Raw genomic sequence first — 17,782 nt, forward strand, 5'->3', positions numbered from 1 at the left:
AGCCCGGCTGAACACCTGGCCGGTACGCGTTTCCACCCACCAACCCGGCGTGAAAAATGAACATACCTGAGCAAGAGACGTTACTGATTAATTTTTTGACTGACGCTGAGTTGGCAGAATGGAAAACCTATTTCTCCTCGCGCTTGCCGGATTTACGGCTCGCTGCCTGGGATGATGTTTCCGTGGACCCCTTAAGTGTGCGTTACGTGCTGGTATGGGAACCGGAGGCGGGGCAGTTAGCCCGGTTTCCCCATCTGCGGGTCATCCTCAGCGAAGCCGCGGGGGTGGATCACCTTCTCTCTGATAGCACACTGCCGCCGGATATTCCCATCACGCGGATGGTCACCCCTGAAACGGCGGCCAGGATGGCCGATTATGTGACGATGGCCAGCTATATGTTAGTGCGCCGGCTCCCTGAGATTATCCAGGCGCAACGGCATAAACGCTGGGCCGCCCATCTGGCGGGTGGCCTGGCCAGTGAAACCGCCGTCGGCATCCTGGGGCTGGGCCGCCTGGGAACGGCCGTCGCACAGCGGTTACTGGCGAATGGGTTTACCGTTAACGGCTGGTCACGTTCCGCCAAAACTGTGCCGGGTGTGGTGGGTTTTTATGGCGCAAAAGGGCTGTCGCCCTTTCTGACGCGCAGCCAGATCATGGTGAATCTGTTGCCGGACACCGCAGAAACCCGGGGGATCATAAATGATGACTTTCTGGCCCAATTGCCGGACGGCGCAGGGATCATTAACGTGGGGCGCGGGCATCAGCTACAGCATGATGCGTTATTGCGTGCCCTTGACCGGGGCCGGGTGAGCGGCGCTGTTCTGGATGTTTTCCCTCAGGAACCGTTACCTGAGGACGATCCTCTTTGGTGCCATCCCGGCGTTATTGTGACAAGCCACGTGGCTTCGCTGATTTCCCATCAGTCCAAAGCGCAACACGCCCTCACCATCATTCAGGCCGATCGCGCCGGGCAGGCGTTACCTCTGGTGTTTAATCGAACCCTGGGCTATTGACCTTTTCACCGGGCGCGCTGCGCGGGGCCATGCGGCTGCCAACCCCGGTGATTGCAGAACGGGCCGATCTGTGACATCGTCTCGCCAATTTTTCGCCTTACAGGTAAAGCCCGATGAATGAGTTTTCGATTGTCTGCCGCGTACTGGGTACGCTGTTTAACCGCTCGCCGCAAGACCCGCTGGTCGCCCCGCTGTTTACGCTGATCCGCGAAGGCAAGCTGGCGCAGCACTGGCCGCTGGAGCAGGACGAGCTGCTGGCCCGGTTGCAGCAAAGTGCGGCAGATCTTCCCGCCGTGACGGCAGATTATCAGGCGCTGTTCGGCAGTGATGCGGCGGTGTCAGCCTATGCCCATGACTATGACGCAGCGATCGCGGAGGCGGAGGTGCGTGCTTTCCTGCAACAGCGCGGGATGCCGCTGAGCGACGCCCCGGCTGACCATATCGGCGCGCTGCTGCTGGCGGCCTCATGGCTGGAAGATCAGTCGCAGGAAGATGAGGTGCAGGCGCAGATCGCATTGTTTGATGCCTATTTGCTGCCGTGGTGCGGGCGTTTCCTGGGGAAAGTCGAGGCCCATGCCGCGACCCCGTTCTACCGCACGCTGGCGTTATTGAGCCGGGAAGCGATTCAGGCCATGTGGGATGAGTTGTCTGAAGCGCAGGCACAGGACAGCGACGCGGCAGAAGACGAATAGCGGCCTGACTGCACCTGAGTACAAAAAAACGCGCCGGATGGGCGCGTTTTTTATGTGTGGCTTCAGGCTTATTGGGTAAACGGGATCACCAGCTCACCCGGTTTCACCTCAATCCCTTTCGCCAGCCGTATCGCCAGCGCTTCGCCTTTGCTGCGATCGGCATTCAGCACATAGGCCGGGCGCTGGTCAAAATAGCTTTTCAGCGACTGGTTCAGGTACGGGCTGAGGGTATTCATCACCCCCTGCATTTTTTGCGGCTGCACGGTGTAGTCAGTGAGTTGCAGATCTTTCAGGAAAATCGCTTTTTTCTCGTTATCAAACTCCGGCCGCGCCTCCATGGCCAGATCCATTTCGGCCTGCTGCGGGCCTAGCAGGGAGGTAATGCTGATGGCGGCATGGCCTTTGAGCATCACGCGATCCGGCTGGCTGCGGCCAATCTGGCTGTTGAGCTCCGTCAGCACAATGTGGGCTTCCACCAGCCCCGGCACACCCACCTGTTTCTCAAATTTATTGTGTTTTTGCAGATACTGGTTAACGTCCTGTTCGCTGAGTGTGTACTGCGTAAGTTGGTTACAGCCGGTAAGCAGACCGGCAAAAAGCAGGGCCGCAGCCCCTAAAAAGCGGATTCTCATTTTTTCCTCGTAAGCCAAAATCATCTCTCCCTTGCCACGCCGGCAAGCGGGTGCCCTCTTTGACGGCAAAAGGGGGCAGGAGTTCCTGTGGGGCAGGGTAATGAAAAACGGGGGCCATCGGCAAGGGGCAAGCGCCGCCGGTCAGCCCGGCGGCGGCAGGATCACTGGGCGATACTGCTCAGCAGGTTCACCTGCGTCTGTTTCGCCATATTGTCACGGTACGCCGCCACGCGGGTCGGGAAGGTGACGCCGTTGACGATAGTCAGTGAGCGCAACAGCGGGAAGAGGCTGAAATCATCTTCTGACAGCTCCCCGTTGACGGCATTCGGCTCGACAATCAGTTTGTCCAGATCGTGCAGGTCCTGGCCTATTTTCTTAATCAGGCCGGGGGAGTGCTGCAAATGTTCGTCAAAGCTGCCGAGCGTGGCCTCTTTTTTATTCACGAAATAGCGGCGCGCTTCCGGGGTGGCAAACTCTTCAAAATTGGCACGGGCAAAACGCGGCAGCAGCAGGCGGGAGGTGTATTCGTTGACGTGGCGCAACCAGGCGGCAATCGCCGGGTTGGTGCTGCCGGTGATCAGCGGTGCGCCATATTTTTTATCGATGTAGTGCACGATATCCATGCTCTCCGGCATGAAACCGCCTGTTTCGGTCTGCAGGATCGGCACCATTTTTTGGCCGACCATAGAAACAGGCGTTTTCTCATCATCATTGGCCAGAACACTGATCTCCACCGGCACGTTTTTCAGGCCGAAAATCATGCGCGCTTTGACACAAAAAGGACAATGTTCATAGACATAGAGTTTCATATTTTCATGCTCCTTCAGGTTTGCCATCACGGGCAGGCGGCCGGAACCCGGCCGGTGGTATGCCCGCATGTGCGAAAGGAAAGTATGGGTAAGGAATGGCCGGAGATCAAACTGCCCGGCGGCGGCCGGGCAGCGGAACAGAAAAGAGAGTGTGGAAAATCAGCTAGTTGCCGCTGAGCATCGCCGGTTCAATCCGGCGCTGGTTAAACTGCCAATAGAGCGCCAGCAACGTCACCATCCCCACCGCACTCAGCAGCAGCCAGGGCAGCGCCGGCAGGCCGGATGCCTGGCCGGCGTCATACATCCAGCCGCCGCCGGTGTAACCGATGGCCCCGCCCAGCGCCAGGCCAAGGCGGCTGAAGCCCATGTAGCTGCCGCGCGCCCGGTTGTCCGCCAGGGAGGCCCCCAGCGTCTCCCGCGCCGGTTCGGCAATGATCGCGCCGAAGTAGAACACACAGATCAGCGCAAACAGGGCATGCAGGCTGTGCACCATGCCGACCGGCAGCAGGCTGAGCGTCATCAGCAGCAGCCCGGCCATCAGCCGCTGTTCCAGCCGGAACCGCTTTTCGCTCCAGCGCGCCACCGGGTAGAGCAACGTCAGCGACAGGCAGGCCTCAATCGCATACATCCATTTCACGGCCGCGGCCGACCCGGCCAGCACATTCACCATGATCGGCAGCATCAGCATCACCTGCACCGCCAGCATATAGTAGCCGGTCAGCGTCAGCACATAGGTCACGAACCGCCGGTCGCGCAGCACCCGTGCCATGCCGTCACGCATCGGGGCGCGCACGGTGGAGATACGGTAGGCGGGCAGCAGCCAGGCGTTCCAGGCGGCCGCCAGGATGAAAATCACCGCCCCGGCCCAGCAGACCAGCCGGAAATCGTACTGTAACAGCCAACTGCCGATCAGCGCGCCCACCACCGCCCCGGCGCTGTCCTGCATCATCAGCAGGGAGAAGAAGCGGCTGCGCTCATGCGGGCGGGTCAGTTTGATCACCAGTGCGGTGCGCGGCGGGTCAAACAGCGTGCCGCCGAGGGCGGAGAGCACGCAGGCCAGCCAGAGCTGCCACGGCTCAGCGGCTTCAGCCATCGCGGCAAAACCGGCGGCCCGCAGCAGCATCCCGGTGACAATCATCGGCTTGGCACCGAAGCGGTCAGAAATCGCGCCGCCGAAAATCCCCAGCCCCTGCTGCACAAATTGCCGTAGCCCGAGCGCAATACCGACCATCAGCGCGGCCCAGCCGAGCTGATCGACAAAGCGGATGGAAATTAACGGGAACACCACGAAAAACCCCAGCACTACCAGCAAATTATCCATTAACAGGAAATATTTGCCCAAGCTCCTTGCCTGTGAAACCAATGACATGACACATCCTGTAAAGGCGACCACCGGGCGGCGGGTCAGAGAGGGAAGCAGAGCCTCTATTCTGAACCTGAACGCAGGCATAAGACAGGTGGCAGATAGATAATATTTTTTTATCGTCAAGCGGTTAACGATAAGCGAGAATGCGGGTAAATTTCTATGAGCGGTGCCGCGTCCCGGTGCTGCCCGTCAGCACAGGCCCGTGGGGTGGTCTATGCTCGGTGATAAGCGCCGGCAATCCTGGCAGGCAATACCGGCAGTACCGCCATAAAGATGATTTATCGACCTGTCCAGAGAGCGGAGGGAATGGATGTTTGGCTATCGCTCGGCATCACCAAAGGTACGCCTGATCACCGACCGGCTGGTCGTCAGGCTGGTTCATGAGCGGGATGCCCACCGCCTGGCGGAGTATTACGCCGAAAACCGGGCATTTCTCAAACCCTGGGAACCGGTGCGGGACGAAAGCCATTGCCACCCCTCCGGCTGGCAGGCGCGGCTGGGGCTGATTACCGACCTGCACAAACAGGGCAACGCCTACTATTTTATCCTGCTCGACCCGGATGAGCGGGAAATTATCGGGGTGGCTAACTTCAGCAACGTGCTGCGCGGCTCTTTCCATGCCTGTTTCCTCGGCTATTCGCTGGGGGAGAAGTGGCAGGGCCGGGGGCTGATGTATGAGGCACTGCAATCCGCCATCCGTTATATGCAGCGCCAGCAACGGATGCACCGCATCATGGCGAACTATATGCCCCATAACCAGCGCAGCGGCGATCTGCTGGCCCGGCTGGGGTTTGAACGTGAAGGCTATGCCAAAGATTATCTGCTGATTAACGGGAAATGGCAGGACCATATTTTGACGGCGCTGACCTGCCATGACTGGGTGCCGCCACGCTAAGGGAACATGATGAAACATCCGCTGAGTGTTGAAGAAGCCAGGGTCATCGGCTGCCTGATGGAGAAACAGATCACCACGCCGGAACTCTACCCGCTGTCACTGAACAGCCTGGCTGCCGCCTGTAACCAGAAAACCAACCGTGACCCGGTGCTGGAGCTGAGTGAAAGCGAGGTGCAGCAGACGCTGGATCTGCTGGTGAAAAAACATCTGATCCGCAGTGTCAGCGGCAGCCGCACGCTGAAGTATGAGCACCGGTTCTGTAATTCCGAATTCGGCAACCTGAAATTTTCCGCGCCGGAAGTGGCGCTGGTGACCACGCTGCTGCTGCGCGGGCCGCAGACGGCGGGGGAGCTGCGCACCCGTGCCGCCCGGCTTTATGAGTTCAGCGATGTCAGCGAGGCTGAACAGGCCCTGACCGGGCTGGAGACGCGTGAGGACGGCCCGTTTGTGGTGCGCCTGGCGCGTGAACCGGGCAAGCGCGAGCACCGGTATATGCACCTGTTCAGCGGGGCGGTGACTGCGCCTGCTGAACCCGGTGCCCCGGCCGCCGGCGCGGCCACGAACACTGAGACCAGCCCGCTGGAGGCCCGCGTTGCCGGGCTGGAGTCCCAGGTGGCTGAATTACATGAGCGCCTTGAAATCCTGTTGGCCCGGCTGGGCAACTAACGGAGCAGACCATGACGACGTTGCGTGTGGGTGTGGTGGGGCTGGGCGACATCGCCCAGAAAGCGTATCTGCCGGTGCTGGCCAATGCCGGGGCATGGACGCTGGTGGGCGGCTTCTCGCCCAACCAACAAAAAACAGAACAGGTGTGCAGCGCTTACCGGATGCGCGCCTTCTCCCGGCTGGATGAACTGGCAGAGCAGTGCGACGCGGTCTTCGTGCACAGCAGCACCGCCAGCCATTTCCATGTGGTGAGCGATCTGCTTAACCGTGGGGTGCATGTTTACGTCGATAAGCCGCTGGCTGAAACGCTGGAGCAGGCCGAGCATCTGGTGGAGATCGCCAAAGACAACGGCAAAGCGCTGATGGTCGGCTTCAACCGGCGCTTTTCCCCGCTTTACCGGCAGTTGCGCAGTGAGATGCAGCAACCGGCCTCCATCCGCATGGACAAACACCGCAGTGACAGCGTCGGCCCGCAGGATGCACGCTTTACCCTGCTGGATGATTACCTGCATGTGATCGACACCGCGCTCTGGCTCACGAACGGGGATGCCACGCTGGAGGGCGGCAGTATCCACCGCAACCCGCAAGGGCAGATGCTGTATGCCGAACACCATTTCCGTTGCGGCAGTATCCACGTCACCACCAGTATGCACCGCCGGGCCGGCAGCCAGCGCGAACGGGTGCAGGCAGTCTGTGACGGCGCGGTCTACCAGCTGGATGAGATGCGCCACTGGACGCAGGAGCAGGGCGGCCTGCTGACTGAGCGGCCGGTGCCCGGCTGGCAGAGCACCCTGGTGCAGCGCGGCTTTGACGGCGCGGTGCGGCACTTTATTGAGTGCGTCAGTAACCAGACGGCGCCGGAAACCTCGGGCGATCAGGCACTTTACGCCCAGCGGGTGATTGAGCAACTGCTGTACGAGGGCGAGCTGCCGGAGTAACCGGCAGTAACAACTGGCTCTGGCTATTACGCGCCGGATACGTAGACTAAGCGCACCATGAGCCTGGCGGCCCACCCCCGACGCCTGCATTTGCAGGCGTTGTTGTTTGGGCTGCACTACAGAAAAACAGAGATGAACCTACTTAAATCATTAGCTGCCGTCAGTTCGATGACCATGTTTTCACGTGTGCTGGGATTTGCACGTGATGCTATCGTGGCGCGGGTATTCGGGGCAGGCATGGCAACGGATGCCTTCTTCGTGGCCTTTAAACTGCCCAACCTGTTGCGCCGCATCTTTGCCGAAGGGGCGTTTTCCCAGGCGTTTGTGCCGATTCTGGCCGAATACAAAAGCCAGCAGGGCGAAGAGGCGACCCGCACCTTTATTGCCTATGTCTCCGGGTTGCTGACGCTGGTGCTGGCGCTGGTCACGGTGGCCGGGATGCTGGCTGCCCCGTGGGTGATTTTCGTCACGGCGCCCGGCTTCGCCGATACCGGGGATAAATTTGCCCTGACGTCTGCCCTGCTGCGGGTGACATTCCCCTATATCCTGCTGATTTCACTCGCCTCGCTGGTGGGCGCGATCCTCAATACCTGGAACCGTTTCTCCATCCCGGCATTTGCGCCGACGTTCCTCAATATCAGCATGATCGGCTTTGCCCTGTTTGCGGCACCCTATTTCCACCCGCCGGTGATGGCGCTGGCCTGGGCGGTGGTGGTGGGCGGGGTGCTGCAACTCGGTTACCAGCTGCCGCACCTGCGTAAAATCGGCATGCTGGTGCTGCCGCGCCTGAACCTGAAAGATGCCGGGGTCTGGCGTGTGATGCGCCAGATGGGGCCGGCTATCCTGGGGGTGTCCGTCAGCCAGATTTCCCTGATCATCAATACCATTTTCGCCTCGTTCCTGGCGTCCGGCTCGGTCTCCTGGATGTACTACGCTGACCGGCTGATGGAGTTCCCGTCCGGCGTGCTGGGGGTGGCCCTCGGCACCATCCTGCTGCCGTCACTGGCGAAAAGTTTTGCCAGCGGCAACCATGATGAGTATTCACGCCTGATGGACTGGGGGCTGCGCCTCTGTTTCCTGCTCGCCTTGCCGAGCGCCGTGGCGCTGGGGATCCTGGCGAAACCGCTGACGGTGGCGCTGTTCCAGTACGGCAAATTCAGCGCCTTTGATGCGGCCATGACCCAGCGCGCGCTGGTGGCTTACTCTGTGGGGCTGATGGGGCTTATCGTGGTGAAAGTGCTGGCACCGGGCTTCTATTCGCGCCAGGACATCAAAACGCCGGTAAAAATCGCCATGATCACCCTGGTGATGACGCAGCTGATGAACCTGGCGTTTATCGGCCCGCTGAAACATGCCGGGCTGTCGCTGTCGATTGGCCTGGCCGCCTGCCTCAACGCCGCGCTGCTCTACTGGCAACTGCGCAAGCAGAAGATTTTCCAGCCGCAACCGGGCTGGATGCCGTTCCTGCTGAAGCTGCTGGCCGCGGTGGTGGTGATGTCTGCGGTGCTGGTCGGCGTGATGTGGCTGATGCCTGAATGGTCGCTCGGCACCATGCCGCTGCGCCTGCTGCGGCTGGCGGCCGTGGTGGTGGCCGGGGTGGTGGCCTATTTTGGCGTGCTGATGCTGCTGGGCTTCCGCCTGCGTGATTTTGCCCGCCGCACCGTCTGACCGGTTGGGGGCATAAAAAAGGGCGACAGTGAATGTCGCCCTTTTTGTTGCACAACCCGCGTGATTACATGCGTTCGACGGTTTCAATACCCAGGGTATCGAGGCCGGTTTTCAGCGTCTGCTGGGTCAGCAGGGCCAGTTTCAGGCGGCTGTTGCGGATCTCGTCGCTTTCCGCGCTGAGGATCGGGCAGTGCTCATAGAAGCCGGAGAACAGGCCCGCCAGATCGTACAGGTAAGAACACATCACGTGCGGCGTACCTTCGCGCGCCACGGTGGTCAGCACTTCTTCAAACTGCAACAGGCGGGTCGCCAGCGTGATTTCACGCTCGTCATTCAGCACCAGCGGCTGTGCCTGCAGGCTGGCCGGGTCGATCGCCGCCCGCTTGAAGATAGAGGCCACGCGGCTGTAGGCATACTGCATGTACGGGGCGGTGTTGCCCTCGAAGGCCAGCATGTTGTCCCAGTCGAAGATGTAGTCTGTGGTACGGCTCTTGGAGAGGTCGGCATATTTCACCGCGCCAATCCCTACCGCGTTCACCAGCTGTTGCAGATCCGCCTCGCTGAGGTCCGGGTTTTTCTCTTTGATCAGTTTGCCTGCGCGCTCGATCGCCTCATCCAGCAGATCGGAGAGCTTCACCGTGCCGCCGGAGCGGGTTTTGAACGGTTTGCCGTCCTTGCCGAGCATCATGCCGAACATATGGTGCTCCAGCGGCACGGAATCCGGTACGTAACCGGCTTTGCGCACAATGGACCAGGCCATCATCAGGTGCTGGTGCTGGCGGGAGTCGATGTAATAGAGCACGCGGTCAGCGCCCAGCGTTTCGTAACGGTATTTGGCGCAGGCGATATCGGTGGTGGTGTAGAGGTAGCCGCCATCCTTTTTCTGGATGATGACGCCCATCGGCTCGCCTTCTTTGTTCTTGAACTCGTCCAGGAACACCACGGTCGCGCCTTCGCTCTCCACGGCCAGCCCTTTGTCTTTCAGGTCAGCAACAATGCCCGGCAGCATTGAATTGTAGAGGCTTTCGCCCATCACATCGCGTTCGGTCAGGGTCACGTTCAGGCGGTTGTAGGTGATCTGGTTCTGCGCCATCGTCACATCCACCAGCTTGCGCCACATCCGGCGGCAGTACTCGTCACCGCCCTGCAGTTTCACCACATAGGCGCGGGCGCGTTCAGCGAAGGCAGCATCTTCGTCGTAATGCTTTTTGGCTTCACGGTAGAACTGCTCCAGATCGGCCAGCTCCATCTCAGCGGCGTGCTCGTTCTGCATCTTCTCCAGATAGGCGATCAGCATCCCGAACTGGGTGCCCCAGTCGCCGACGTGGTTGGCGCGGATGACGTTATGGCCGAGGAATTCCAGGGTACGTACCGAGGCATCACCAATAATGGTGGAGCGCAGGTGGCCGACGTGCATCTCTTTCGCCACGTTAGGCGCAGAGTAGTCCACCACGATGGTTTGCGGGGTGACCGGGGTAATGCCGAGTTTCGGCGCGCTCAGGGCGTGGTCGACCTGGGCTGCCACCCAGCTTTTCTCCAGGAACAGGTTGATGAAGCCGGGGCCGGCGATCTCAACCTTGCTGACGATGCCGCTCAGGTCCAGCGCATCCACCACTTTTTCCGCCAGTTGTCGGGGCGGCATCCCAAGCTTTTTCGCAACCGACATAACGCCGTTAGCCTGATAGTCACCAAACTGGGCCTTGGCTGACTGACGCACCTGCGCTTCGCTCTCTGCGGGTGCGCCTGCGGCAATCAGCGCCTGGCTGATTTTTTCGGAAAGAAGTGCCTGTATATTCACCGGATTACCTTTATTGCTGGTGGGGGGCCTGGGTCGTCGCGGCCCGCCTGAGATCAAGGGACGCCTGCCGTGAAAGCACAGAAATAACGCAGTGCCGGCAAGGCGTTAAGCAAACGGCCATTATATCCTATCCGGACAGGAACGTCAGTATGCCTTACGGGCAGTCAGCAGGGCAGACGCGGCCGGCTTGCCTGCCAAAAGCCATTCAGGGCCGCGTGAAGACAGAGGAGGGAATGTTAATAATAATTAAATAAAGACGGGCGGGAAGGTAAAGAAATAACGTAAATCATTAATGTCTTAACGCTTTCCTGCCTGGGATGGGCTGCGATTTTTTAATCAGTCGGAGGTGCCGGTAAAGGGCAAATAAAGCGATAACCACCAGCGAAACAGAAGCGACCAGTAACATCATGTGTTTTATATCCCTATTTAATAACAAAAAATAAAATCGTACAGGAATGAAAAGGGAGGTGAACTCTCGCCGTGCGTGAAAAACACCCGGATAGCGCTATAAATTTCCTTTATGTTTCCATGGGGTTGCATAATTTCATTTGATAGAAAAGTGAAATTTCACTTTAGAAATTTACCTTAAGTAAAGCAGGTCGGTAAAGCGAAATTTTGGTTCATTGCGCTCCCGCCGACGCGGCCGGCAGGTCACGATGCAGCGGTTTCTGATGAAAAGAGGGCGTCCGGCTGGCACCGCGCCGGGGCGCCATGTAAATTAAGGCTTTATGATGTTGAACAGAGAGAAGAAACTATGCCGTCCTCACCCTTGGCGGGCATCGCCGAATTACACGATCTGGTGGCTGACCTGAGCCGTTTTGAGCTGGCGCTCGAGACCTTTGCGCAAAAACTCCAGCTCGACCTGCCGGCATTCCCGGCCGACCACATCTCCGTGCGTTGCCATCAGGTTGCCACCGCGGAACGCTGGCGGCGTGGGTTTGAACAGTGCGGCAGCCTGTTGTCAGAAAACCAAATCAACGGGCGCGCCATCTGTTTGTTTGATCTGCGCGAACCGCTGCGGGTCTGTTCATGGCAGATAGACCTGATTGAGCTGCCTTACCCAGGCGAGCGCCGCTACCCGCATGAAGGGTGGGAGCATGTGGAACTGGTGCTGCCGGGCGACCCGGACACGCTCTACGCCCGGGCGCTGACCTATTTCTCGGATGATGCGCTGCTGGCACCCGGCATCAAGCTGAAATACAGCTCGCCGCAGGGCGAGAATGAGCGCCTGCCCAACCCGACGCTGGCTGTCAGTGACGGCTCCGTGACCCTCAAATTCCACCCGCACACCCTGCGTGAGATTGTCGCCAGCGAACAGGCCTAAAGCGCCGCGACCGCACGCGCGATCCGCGTCAATGCCTCATCCAGCAGGGCGCGCGGGCAGCCGAAGTTCAGCCGCACAAAACGGGCGTCACCAAACGCGGTGCCGTCCGTCAGGCCCACCCCGGCGTCCAGGAAGAAGCGCCACGGGTTCTCCACCGGCAGGGCCGAGGCATCAATCCACGCCAGATAGGTCGCCTCCACCGGCAACAGCCGCAGGCCGGGCAGGGCGTTGATGCGTGCGGTCACCTCATCGCGGTTGGCGCGCAGGTAGTCACGCTGCGCGGCCAGCCAGTCCTCACCGTCACGGTACGCGGCGGTCGCTGCCACAAACGCCAGGATATCCACATGCGGGATCAGCCCGCGTCGCTGCTGCTTAAACGCATGGCGCAGCGCCGGGTTGGCAATAATCGCAAACGACGCGCCCAGCCCGGCCAGATTAAAGGTTTTGGACGGGGCCATCAGGGTGATGGTGCGCTGTTCAGCGTCCGGGTTCAGCGAGGCAAACGGAATATGCCGGCACCCCGGTTCCAGGATCAGGTCGCAATGGATCTCATCAGAACAGACCACCAGATCGTGGCGCTGGGCAAAAGCGTGCTGCGCCTCCAGCTCCTCACGCCGGTAAACCGTGCCGCCGGGGTTGTGCGGGTTGCAGAGGAACAGCAGCGCCTGATCGCCGTTCAGCGCCGGCTCAATGGCCGCGAGATCCAGCTGCCAGCGGCCCGCCTGCTCCCGCACCGGGGCGGCATAAGCGTGACGCCCGGCGTACCCGGCGGCCTCGGCAAATGGCGGGTAGAGCGGCGTCGGGATAATGGCAGCCTGCGTTTCCCGGGTATAGCTGCGCATCGCCAGGTTCAGCCCGCACACCAGTCCCGGCAGGTAGACGATCCATTCCGGGCGGATGGCCCACTGGTAACGGGTGTGCATCCGTTCCACGATAAGCGCCGTCAGTTCCGGCGGCGGGGTGCCGTAACCAAACACCCCGTGCGCCACCCGCTGCGCCAGCGCGTCAATCACCGCCGGGGGAGACTGGAAATCGGTGTCCGCGACCCAGAGCGGGATCACTGCCTGATCGCGGTATTTATGCCATTTCATACTATCGCTGTGACTGCGATCGACTCGTAAATCGAAATTGAATGCCATAGTTATCTCTTTCTGCGTGGCTGAAAGGTCGTCACTCAGCCTACGCGAGACGCGTTATCAATAACAAGCCGCCATGTTACCGGCCGGACGCCTCCGCGCCCGGCCCCGTTTCCGGGGTTATAGCATGTGGTCCGAATAAGGGGAGAGGTAATGACGAAACTGGAAGTATGCTGCTATAGCCTGGCCTGTGCGCTGGAGGCTGAACGCGCGGGTGCGGATCGCATCGAGCTGTGTGCCAGCCAGCCGGAAGGGGGGTTAACGCCGAGTTACGGCACGCTGATGATGGCGCGCGAGGGGTTGGCGATCCCGGTGCATCCGATTGTCCGGCCGCGCGGGGGCGATTTCTGTTACGACAGCTATGCCTTCAGCGCGATGAAAAATGATGTCGCCGCGATACGTGATATGGGGTTCCCCGGCGTGGTGATTGGGGTGCTGGATGCGGAGGGGCATATCGATCTGGCGCGGATGCGGCAGATTATGGCGCTCTGCAACGGCATGGACGTCACCTTCCACCGGGCCTTTGATATGTGCCTCAACCCGATGGTGGCATTAGAACAGTTGACGCAACTCGGCGTTGCGCGCATTTTAACCTCTGGGCAACAACAAAGCGCGGAACTGGGGCTGACCCTGTTGCGCGAACTGGTGCAACACACCCAGGGGCCGGAGATCATGGCCGGGGGCGGCATCCGCCTGACCAACCTGCATAAATTTGTGGATATCGGCATCCGTGAGGTGCACAGCTCCGCCGGCGGCCATGTGCCGTCACCGGTGCGCCACCGCAAAGCGGGTGTCACCCTGTGTACCGATCTGGAATTCGATGAGTTCAGCCGTTACTGCGTGGATGCTGACGTGGTGGCGACCATGAAAAGTGCACTCTGTAATGATGGCTCCCTGTCGCGTACCGCCTGAGGCGACGGACCGGGAGCGCAACAGCATTACCGGGTCGCAAGACCTTTTGCGTGTACTGCGCGTGTACCAAGCCCCGTCCATTTTGTCGGGGCTTTTTTTCGCCTGATGGTCAGGGGCGGCGTCAGGGTTTGCGCGCCACCAGCACCGCACGGCGCGGTGCCGGGTAGCCTTCCAGCGTTTTGCTGCGGTCATCCGGGTCCAGGAAGTCGGCCAGCGATTCGCTGGTCATCCAGCCGGTGCGGCGCTGCTCATCAAGGCTGGTGACCGAGAGATCGGCCAGCCGGATGTCCACAAAGCCGCATTTCGCCAGCCACCCCTCCAGCGCCGCGGCCGACGGGATAAAGTAGACGTTGCGCATCTGCGCGTAGCGATCACCCGGCACCAGCACCTGCTGGCTGTCACCCTCAATCACCAGCGTCTCCAGCACCAGTTCGCCGCCGCTCACCAGCTGGTTTTTCAGCTGGTAAAGGTGGTCAAGCGGCGAGCGGCGGTGGTAGAGCACGCCCATGGAGAACACGGTGTCGAACGCCGCCAGCTCCGGCAACTGCTCAATGCCGAGCGGCAGTAGGTGGGCGCGCTGGTCGCCGCCCAGCAGTTTACGCACTGCCTCAAACTGGCACAGGAACAGCTGCATCGGGTCAATCCCCACCACCAGCTGCGCCCCGGCCCCGACCATCCGCCACATGTGGTAGCCGCTGCCGCAGCCGACATCCAGAATGGTGCGCCCGGCCAGCGGGGAGATGTGCGGCAGCACGCGTTCCCATTTCCAGTCAGAACGCCATTCGGTATCGATGTCGATGCCGTACAGGGAAAACGGCCCCTTGCGCCACGGCATCAGGTTGCGCAGCAGGTTTTCCATCCCGGCTTTCTGCCCGTCAGCGAGCGGCGCGTCCATCTCTGCGCGCACGCTGTGCAGCAGATCCAGGCGTTCCGGCGTCAGCAGCGGCAGGCGATCCACCGCGTTGAACCACTGGCGGAACTTGCCGTGCAGGGATTCCTGTTGCCAGGCGGTGAGCTGGGCGGGCAGGGTATTGAGCCAGTGGCTGAGCGGGCCGCTGGCAATCAGGCGGTAGAAATCGCCGAATTCGATCATGCCGCGTCCCCCGCTTTCAGTGCCAGTAACGAGCCGAAGTTGAAGCACTGGAACCAGGTTTCCACATGGGCAAAACCGGCCTGATGCAGCCGCGCTTTGTGGGTCTCCACGGAGTCCGTGAGCATCACATCCTCGAGCATACTGCGTTTCTGGCTGATCTCGAGCTCGCTGTAACCGTTGGCGCGCTTGAAATCGTGGTGCATGTTGAACAGCAGCTCACCGATGTCGCCATCCTCAAAGCTGAACTTCTCCGACAGCACCAGCGCGCCGCCCGGCCGCAACCCGCGGCAGATGGTGTCCAGCAGTTGCTGGCGGTCATCCGGCTTGAGGAATTGCAGGGTGAAGTTCAGCACCACCAGCGAGGCGTTCTCAATCGGGATGTCGCGGATATCGGCCTCAATCACCTCTACCGGCGTCTCTGCGCGGAAGGCGTCAATGTGGCGGCGGCAGCGCTCTACCATCGCCGGCGAGTTGTCCACGGCGATAATGCGGCAGCCCGGCACCTCAATATGGCGGCGCATGGAGAGGGTGGCGGCCCCCAGCGAACAGCCGAGGTCATACACCTGGCTGCCCGGCCGGACAAAACGGCCGGCCAGCATCCCGATCATTGAGATGATGTTGGAGTAGCCCGGTACCGAGCGCTGGATCATGTCCGGGAACACTTCGGCGACGCGCTCGTCGAAGGTCCAGTCGCCCAGCTTGGCAATCGGCGCAGAAAAAAGAGTATCGCGGTTTGGCATAGCGCTGTGTCTGATCGAAAAATGAGGGGGCGTATTCTAACAGATAACCGCCGGAAATCATGCTGCCGGCGGCATAAACCGCGTTTTGCGCCTCTGCGCAGGCTCAGCGCAGGGTCAGGATCTGGCTCCAGGGCAGGTAATAGATATTGGCGGCCACCATCAGCAGCAGCGAGGCGTAGGTCGCCGCCATGCCGTTGCGCCGCCAGCGGAACTCCCGCTGTTTCAGGCCGACATAATGGAACAGCCGGCCGCACAGCAGCATGATGCCGCACAGGTGCACCATCCAGATATCCGCCCCGTTCATCTCCATCATCACCAGCAGCAGCGCGGCGATCGGGATGTACTCCACCGCGTTCCCGTGTACCCGGATGGCGGTCTGTAACTCGTAAAACCCGCCGTCGCCATAGGCGACCCGGTACTGCATCCGCAGCCTCACCACATCCACGGACAACTTAATCAGCAACAATGCGCCCAGCACCACATACAGCGCGCTAACCATGTTCACTCCACCGACTTATTGTTTTGCGCACGGATAATACGCGCGCACGCCGGGCCTGTCTTGCGGAAAACGCTGAAAGCAAAGGAGAGGCTGTCCGCCGGGGTTGACACTTCCTTAGCAGGCTCAGAACAGCGCGGCCTGCTCCGGCCAGTCCGGTGCCGGGCCGAGGCCCTGGATCTGCGGTTGCAGCCGCTGCCAGATCTTCTGCGCCTGTTGCGGGGCATCGCTGCAATCCGGCGTATGGATGAACAGGTACGGCGGGTGGCTCTGCTGCCAGTCAGCCAGCTTAGTGAACCAGGGGGTAAACCAGGTGAGGTTATCCTCCAGTTTGTCGCCGCCGATAAAACGCACGATGGGCCGGTCAGCGGTACAGAGCGCATGGACCGGCAGTTGCGGTTTTTTACGCTGGGCATCACGCACGGCCGCATTGGCCGGGTCAGCATGGTGCACCGGGCGGCTGTCCAGCATCACGCGGTTGATGCCGCGCTGCGCCAGCCCCTGATTCAGCAGCCGCTCCTCCGCGCCTTTGGCAAAGAACGCCGGGTGGCGCACTTCCACGCCATAACTGAACCCGGCAGGCAGCGCATCCAGAAAACGCCACAGCGCCGGCAGCCCCTGCGGGCCGAAAGCGGCGGGCAGTTGCAGCCAGAGCTGGCCGAGGCGCGCCTCTAAGGGAGAGAGGGTGTGGAAAAACTCACTCACCAGCGCGTCACAGTCGCGCAGCGCCGCCTGATGGCTGATGGTGGCCGGGAATTTAAAGCAGAAGCGGAAGCCGTCGCCGGTCATGTCACGCCAGCGCAACACGGTTTCCGCGTTCGGCAGGGCATAAAACGTGGTATTGCCCTCCACACAGGTGAAGTAGCGGCTGTAGTCGGCCAGGGTATGCAGGCCGATGCGGTGCCAGGCGGTATGCTGCCACTGCGGCAATCCGATATACATGCAAGCGGGGTCCTTGAGCTGAAGCGCCGCCCGCGGCGGCGCTGGGGTCAGGCGGGGCGTTACGCGGGCAGGGCGGCCAGCACCTCATCCGTGGACCGCACCCGGCCGATACGCGGGAAGATCGCGGTGACGCTGCCGTTGTGCTGCGCCGCGTTATGCGCGCTGCACGCATCTTCCACAATCACCTGATTATAGCCATATTCCCAGGCGCTGCGGGCGGTGGACTCCACGCCGATATTGGTGGAGATGCCCGCCAGCACAATAGTGTCGATGCCGCGGCGGCGCAGTTGCAGGTCGAGGTCGGTGCCGTAGAAGGCCCCCCACTGGCGCTTGATAACCAGGATGTCGTGCTCTGCCACGTTGAGTTCCGGCGCAAAGTCCCACCAGTCTGCCGGCAATTCACCGGCCGGGGCGGGCTGGTCTACCGGCTGTTTCAGCGCCTCAGCGAAATCCGCTGACCAGCCGACCCGCACCAGGATGACCGGCGACCCGTGCTTTCGGAAGCGCGCAGCCAGCCGGGCGGCGTTGTCCACCACCTGTTGGGCGCTGTGCGGCCCACCGGCGAACGGCAGGATGCCTTTTTGCAGATCGATGAGCACCAGCGCGGTGGTTGAAGGGGATAATGTGAGCATCGTGGGGACTCCTGAAAAAGGGGGCGGAAA

The 17,782-nt window shown here is 60.9% G+C and carries 18 protein-coding genes; 8 read left to right on the top strand and 10 right to left on the bottom strand.

What is annotated here, in order from left to right:
- Positions 1 to 56 precede the first annotated feature (56 nt).
- Together CYR52_RS08475 and CYR52_RS08480 are read left to right on the top strand one after the other, a co-directional pair.
- Complete coding sequence (locus tag CYR52_RS08475; protein WP_072931093.1) at positions 57 to 1,013, top strand: 2-hydroxyacid dehydrogenase; 957 nt, start codon at positions 57 to 59, stop codon at positions 1,011 to 1,013.
- A 113-nt stretch (positions 1,014 to 1,126) separates the two neighbouring features.
- On the top strand, positions 1,127 to 1,705 hold the full coding sequence (locus CYR52_RS08480; protein WP_072931091.1) for a TorD/DmsD family molecular chaperone: 579 nt from the start codon (positions 1,127 to 1,129) through the stop codon (positions 1,703 to 1,705).
- A 68-nt stretch (positions 1,706 to 1,773) separates the two neighbouring features.
- On the opposite strand, the gene CYR52_RS08485 is transcribed toward CYR52_RS08480, so the two are convergent.
- From CYR52_RS08485 to mdtH, 3 genes are all read right to left on the bottom strand, one after another.
- Entirely contained in the window at positions 1,774 to 2,337 is a 564-nt protein-coding gene (locus tag CYR52_RS08485; protein ID WP_072931211.1) for a lipoprotein, read from the bottom strand.
- Between the two features lie 161 nt (positions 2,338 to 2,498).
- The gene (gene grxB / locus CYR52_RS08490; RefSeq protein ID WP_072931209.1) at positions 2,499 to 3,146 is read right to left on the bottom strand and encodes a glutaredoxin 2; all 648 of its coding nucleotides are present in this window, start codon (positions 3,144 to 3,146) and stop codon (positions 2,499 to 2,501) included.
- A 163-nt stretch (positions 3,147 to 3,309) separates the two neighbouring features.
- Positions 3,310 to 4,515 carry a multidrug efflux MFS transporter MdtH gene (mdtH, locus tag CYR52_RS08495; protein WP_072931089.1) on the bottom strand — a complete coding sequence of 402 codons (1,206 nt, stop codon included), beginning with the start codon at positions 4,513 to 4,515 and terminating at the stop codon, positions 3,310 to 3,312.
- 307 nt (positions 4,516 to 4,822) lie between these two features.
- Between mdtH and rimJ the strand changes: the two genes are divergently transcribed.
- The 4 genes from rimJ to murJ all read left to right on the top strand — a co-directional run bounded on the left by rimJ (position 4,823) and on the right by murJ (position 8,679).
- The gene (gene rimJ, locus CYR52_RS08500; protein ID WP_072931088.1) at positions 4,823 to 5,407 is read left to right on the top strand and encodes a ribosomal protein S5-alanine N-acetyltransferase; all 585 of its coding nucleotides are present in this window, start codon (positions 4,823 to 4,825) and stop codon (positions 5,405 to 5,407) included.
- A 9-nt stretch (positions 5,408 to 5,416) separates the two neighbouring features.
- Positions 5,417 to 6,073, top strand: coding sequence for a DUF480 domain-containing protein (locus CYR52_RS08505; protein ID WP_072931087.1), 657 nt, complete (start codon positions 5,417 to 5,419; stop codon positions 6,071 to 6,073).
- An 11-nt stretch (positions 6,074 to 6,084) separates the two neighbouring features.
- Positions 6,085 to 7,011 (top strand): Gfo/Idh/MocA family protein, encoded by a 927-nt coding sequence (locus tag CYR52_RS08510; protein WP_072931086.1) that lies wholly within the window; start codon positions 6,085 to 6,087, stop codon positions 7,009 to 7,011.
- 132 nt (positions 7,012 to 7,143) lie between these two features.
- The gene (gene murJ / locus CYR52_RS08515; protein WP_101828423.1) at positions 7,144 to 8,679 is read left to right on the top strand and encodes a murein biosynthesis integral membrane protein MurJ; all 1,536 of its coding nucleotides are present in this window, start codon (positions 7,144 to 7,146) and stop codon (positions 8,677 to 8,679) included.
- A 64-nt stretch (positions 8,680 to 8,743) separates the two neighbouring features.
- Here murJ and argS read toward each other — a convergent pair whose 3' ends face one another.
- Positions 8,744 to 10,477, bottom strand: coding sequence for an arginine--tRNA ligase (gene argS, locus CYR52_RS08520; RefSeq protein ID WP_072931085.1), 1,734 nt, complete (start codon positions 10,475 to 10,477; stop codon positions 8,744 to 8,746).
- Between the two features lie 754 nt (positions 10,478 to 11,231).
- Here argS and CYR52_RS08525 point away from each other — a divergent pair.
- Complete coding sequence (locus tag CYR52_RS08525; RefSeq protein WP_072931084.1) at positions 11,232 to 11,801, top strand: VOC family protein; 570 nt, start codon at positions 11,232 to 11,234, stop codon at positions 11,799 to 11,801.
- Here CYR52_RS08525 and CYR52_RS08530 read toward each other — a convergent pair.
- On the bottom strand, positions 11,798 to 12,940 hold the full coding sequence (locus CYR52_RS08530; protein ID WP_101828424.1) for a MalY/PatB family protein: 1,143 nt from the start codon (positions 12,938 to 12,940) through the stop codon (positions 11,798 to 11,800). The genes CYR52_RS08525 and CYR52_RS08530 overlap by 4 nt on opposite strands.
- Positions 12,941 to 13,090: 150 nt before the next feature.
- Between CYR52_RS08530 and cutC the strand changes: the two genes are divergently transcribed.
- The gene (gene cutC, locus CYR52_RS08535; RefSeq protein WP_072931082.1) at positions 13,091 to 13,849 is read left to right on the top strand and encodes a copper homeostasis protein CutC; all 759 of its coding nucleotides are present in this window, start codon (positions 13,091 to 13,093) and stop codon (positions 13,847 to 13,849) included.
- A gap of 121 nt (positions 13,850 to 13,970) precedes the next feature.
- Here the strand turns inward: cutC and cmoB are convergent, their stop codons facing one another.
- From cmoB to CYR52_RS08560, 5 genes are all read right to left on the bottom strand, one after another.
- The gene (gene cmoB / locus CYR52_RS08540) at positions 13,971 to 14,942 is read right to left on the bottom strand and encodes a tRNA 5-methoxyuridine(34)/uridine 5-oxyacetic acid(34) synthase CmoB (protein WP_072931081.1); all 972 of its coding nucleotides are present in this window, start codon (positions 14,940 to 14,942) and stop codon (positions 13,971 to 13,973) included.
- On the bottom strand, positions 14,939 to 15,682 hold the full coding sequence (gene cmoA / locus CYR52_RS08545; protein WP_072931080.1) for a carboxy-S-adenosyl-L-methionine synthase CmoA: 744 nt from the start codon (positions 15,680 to 15,682) through the stop codon (positions 14,939 to 14,941). Before cmoA ends, cmoB begins: the two co-directional genes overlap by 4 nt.
- A 103-nt stretch (positions 15,683 to 15,785) precedes the next feature.
- Complete coding sequence (locus CYR52_RS08550; RefSeq protein ID WP_072931079.1) at positions 15,786 to 16,181, bottom strand: MAPEG family protein; 396 nt, start codon at positions 16,179 to 16,181, stop codon at positions 15,786 to 15,788.
- Positions 16,182 to 16,304: 123 nt separating this feature from the next.
- Entirely contained in the window at positions 16,305 to 17,120 is an 816-nt protein-coding gene (locus tag CYR52_RS08555; protein WP_072931078.1) for a DUF72 domain-containing protein, read from the bottom strand.
- 59 nt (positions 17,121 to 17,179) lie between these two features.
- A complete protein-coding gene (locus tag CYR52_RS08560) occupies positions 17,180 to 17,752 on the bottom strand; it encodes a hydrolase (RefSeq protein ID WP_072931077.1) in 573 nt (190 codons plus the stop codon).
- Between the last annotated feature and the right edge of the window lie 30 nt (positions 17,753 to 17,782).

The sequence above is a fragment of the Chimaeribacter arupi genome, assembly GCF_002858805.1.
GTDB classification, from domain to species: Bacteria; Pseudomonadota; Gammaproteobacteria; order Enterobacterales; family Enterobacteriaceae; genus Chimaeribacter; species Chimaeribacter arupi.

Excerpts from the sequence above, each read along its gene's own strand:
- CYR52_RS08560 (WP_072931077.1), bottom strand. The coding sequence starts at position 17,752 with ATGCTCACATTATCCCCTTCAACCACCGCGCTGGTGCTCATCGATCTG.
- cmoB (WP_072931081.1), bottom strand. The coding sequence starts at position 14,942 with ATGATCGAATTCGGCGATTTCTACCGCCTGATTGCCAGCGGCCCGCTC.
- murJ (WP_101828423.1), top strand. The coding sequence starts at position 7,144 with ATGAACCTACTTAAATCATTAGCTGCCGTCAGTTCGATGACCATGTTT.
- CYR52_RS08555 (WP_072931078.1), bottom strand. The coding sequence starts at position 17,120 with ATGTATATCGGATTGCCGCAGTGGCAGCATACCGCCTGGCACCGCATC.
- CYR52_RS08510 (WP_072931086.1), top strand. The coding sequence starts at position 6,085 with ATGACGACGTTGCGTGTGGGTGTGGTGGGGCTGGGCGACATCGCCCAG.
- CYR52_RS08485 (WP_072931211.1), bottom strand. The coding sequence starts at position 2,337 with ATGAGAATCCGCTTTTTAGGGGCTGCGGCCCTGCTTTTTGCCGGTCTG.
- CYR52_RS08550 (WP_072931079.1), bottom strand. The coding sequence starts at position 16,181 with ATGGTTAGCGCGCTGTATGTGGTGCTGGGCGCATTGTTGCTGATTAAG.
- grxB (WP_072931209.1), bottom strand. The coding sequence starts at position 3,146 with ATGAAACTCTATGTCTATGAACATTGTCCTTTTTGTGTCAAAGCGCGC.
- mdtH (WP_072931089.1), bottom strand. The coding sequence starts at position 4,515 with ATGTCATTGGTTTCACAGGCAAGGAGCTTGGGCAAATATTTCCTGTTA.
- CYR52_RS08480 (WP_072931091.1), top strand. The coding sequence starts at position 1,127 with ATGAATGAGTTTTCGATTGTCTGCCGCGTACTGGGTACGCTGTTTAAC.
- CYR52_RS08475 (WP_072931093.1), top strand. The coding sequence starts at position 57 with ATGAACATACCTGAGCAAGAGACGTTACTGATTAATTTTTTGACTGAC.
- cmoA (WP_072931080.1), bottom strand. The coding sequence starts at position 15,682 with ATGCCAAACCGCGATACTCTTTTTTCTGCGCCGATTGCCAAGCTGGGC.
- CYR52_RS08505 (WP_072931087.1), top strand. The coding sequence starts at position 5,417 with ATGAAACATCCGCTGAGTGTTGAAGAAGCCAGGGTCATCGGCTGCCTG.
- CYR52_RS08530 (WP_101828424.1), bottom strand. The coding sequence starts at position 12,940 with ATGGCATTCAATTTCGATTTACGAGTCGATCGCAGTCACAGCGATAGT.
- cutC (WP_072931082.1), top strand. The coding sequence starts at position 13,091 with ATGACGAAACTGGAAGTATGCTGCTATAGCCTGGCCTGTGCGCTGGAG.
- CYR52_RS08525 (WP_072931084.1), top strand. The coding sequence starts at position 11,232 with ATGCCGTCCTCACCCTTGGCGGGCATCGCCGAATTACACGATCTGGTG.
- rimJ (WP_072931088.1), top strand. The coding sequence starts at position 4,823 with ATGTTTGGCTATCGCTCGGCATCACCAAAGGTACGCCTGATCACCGAC.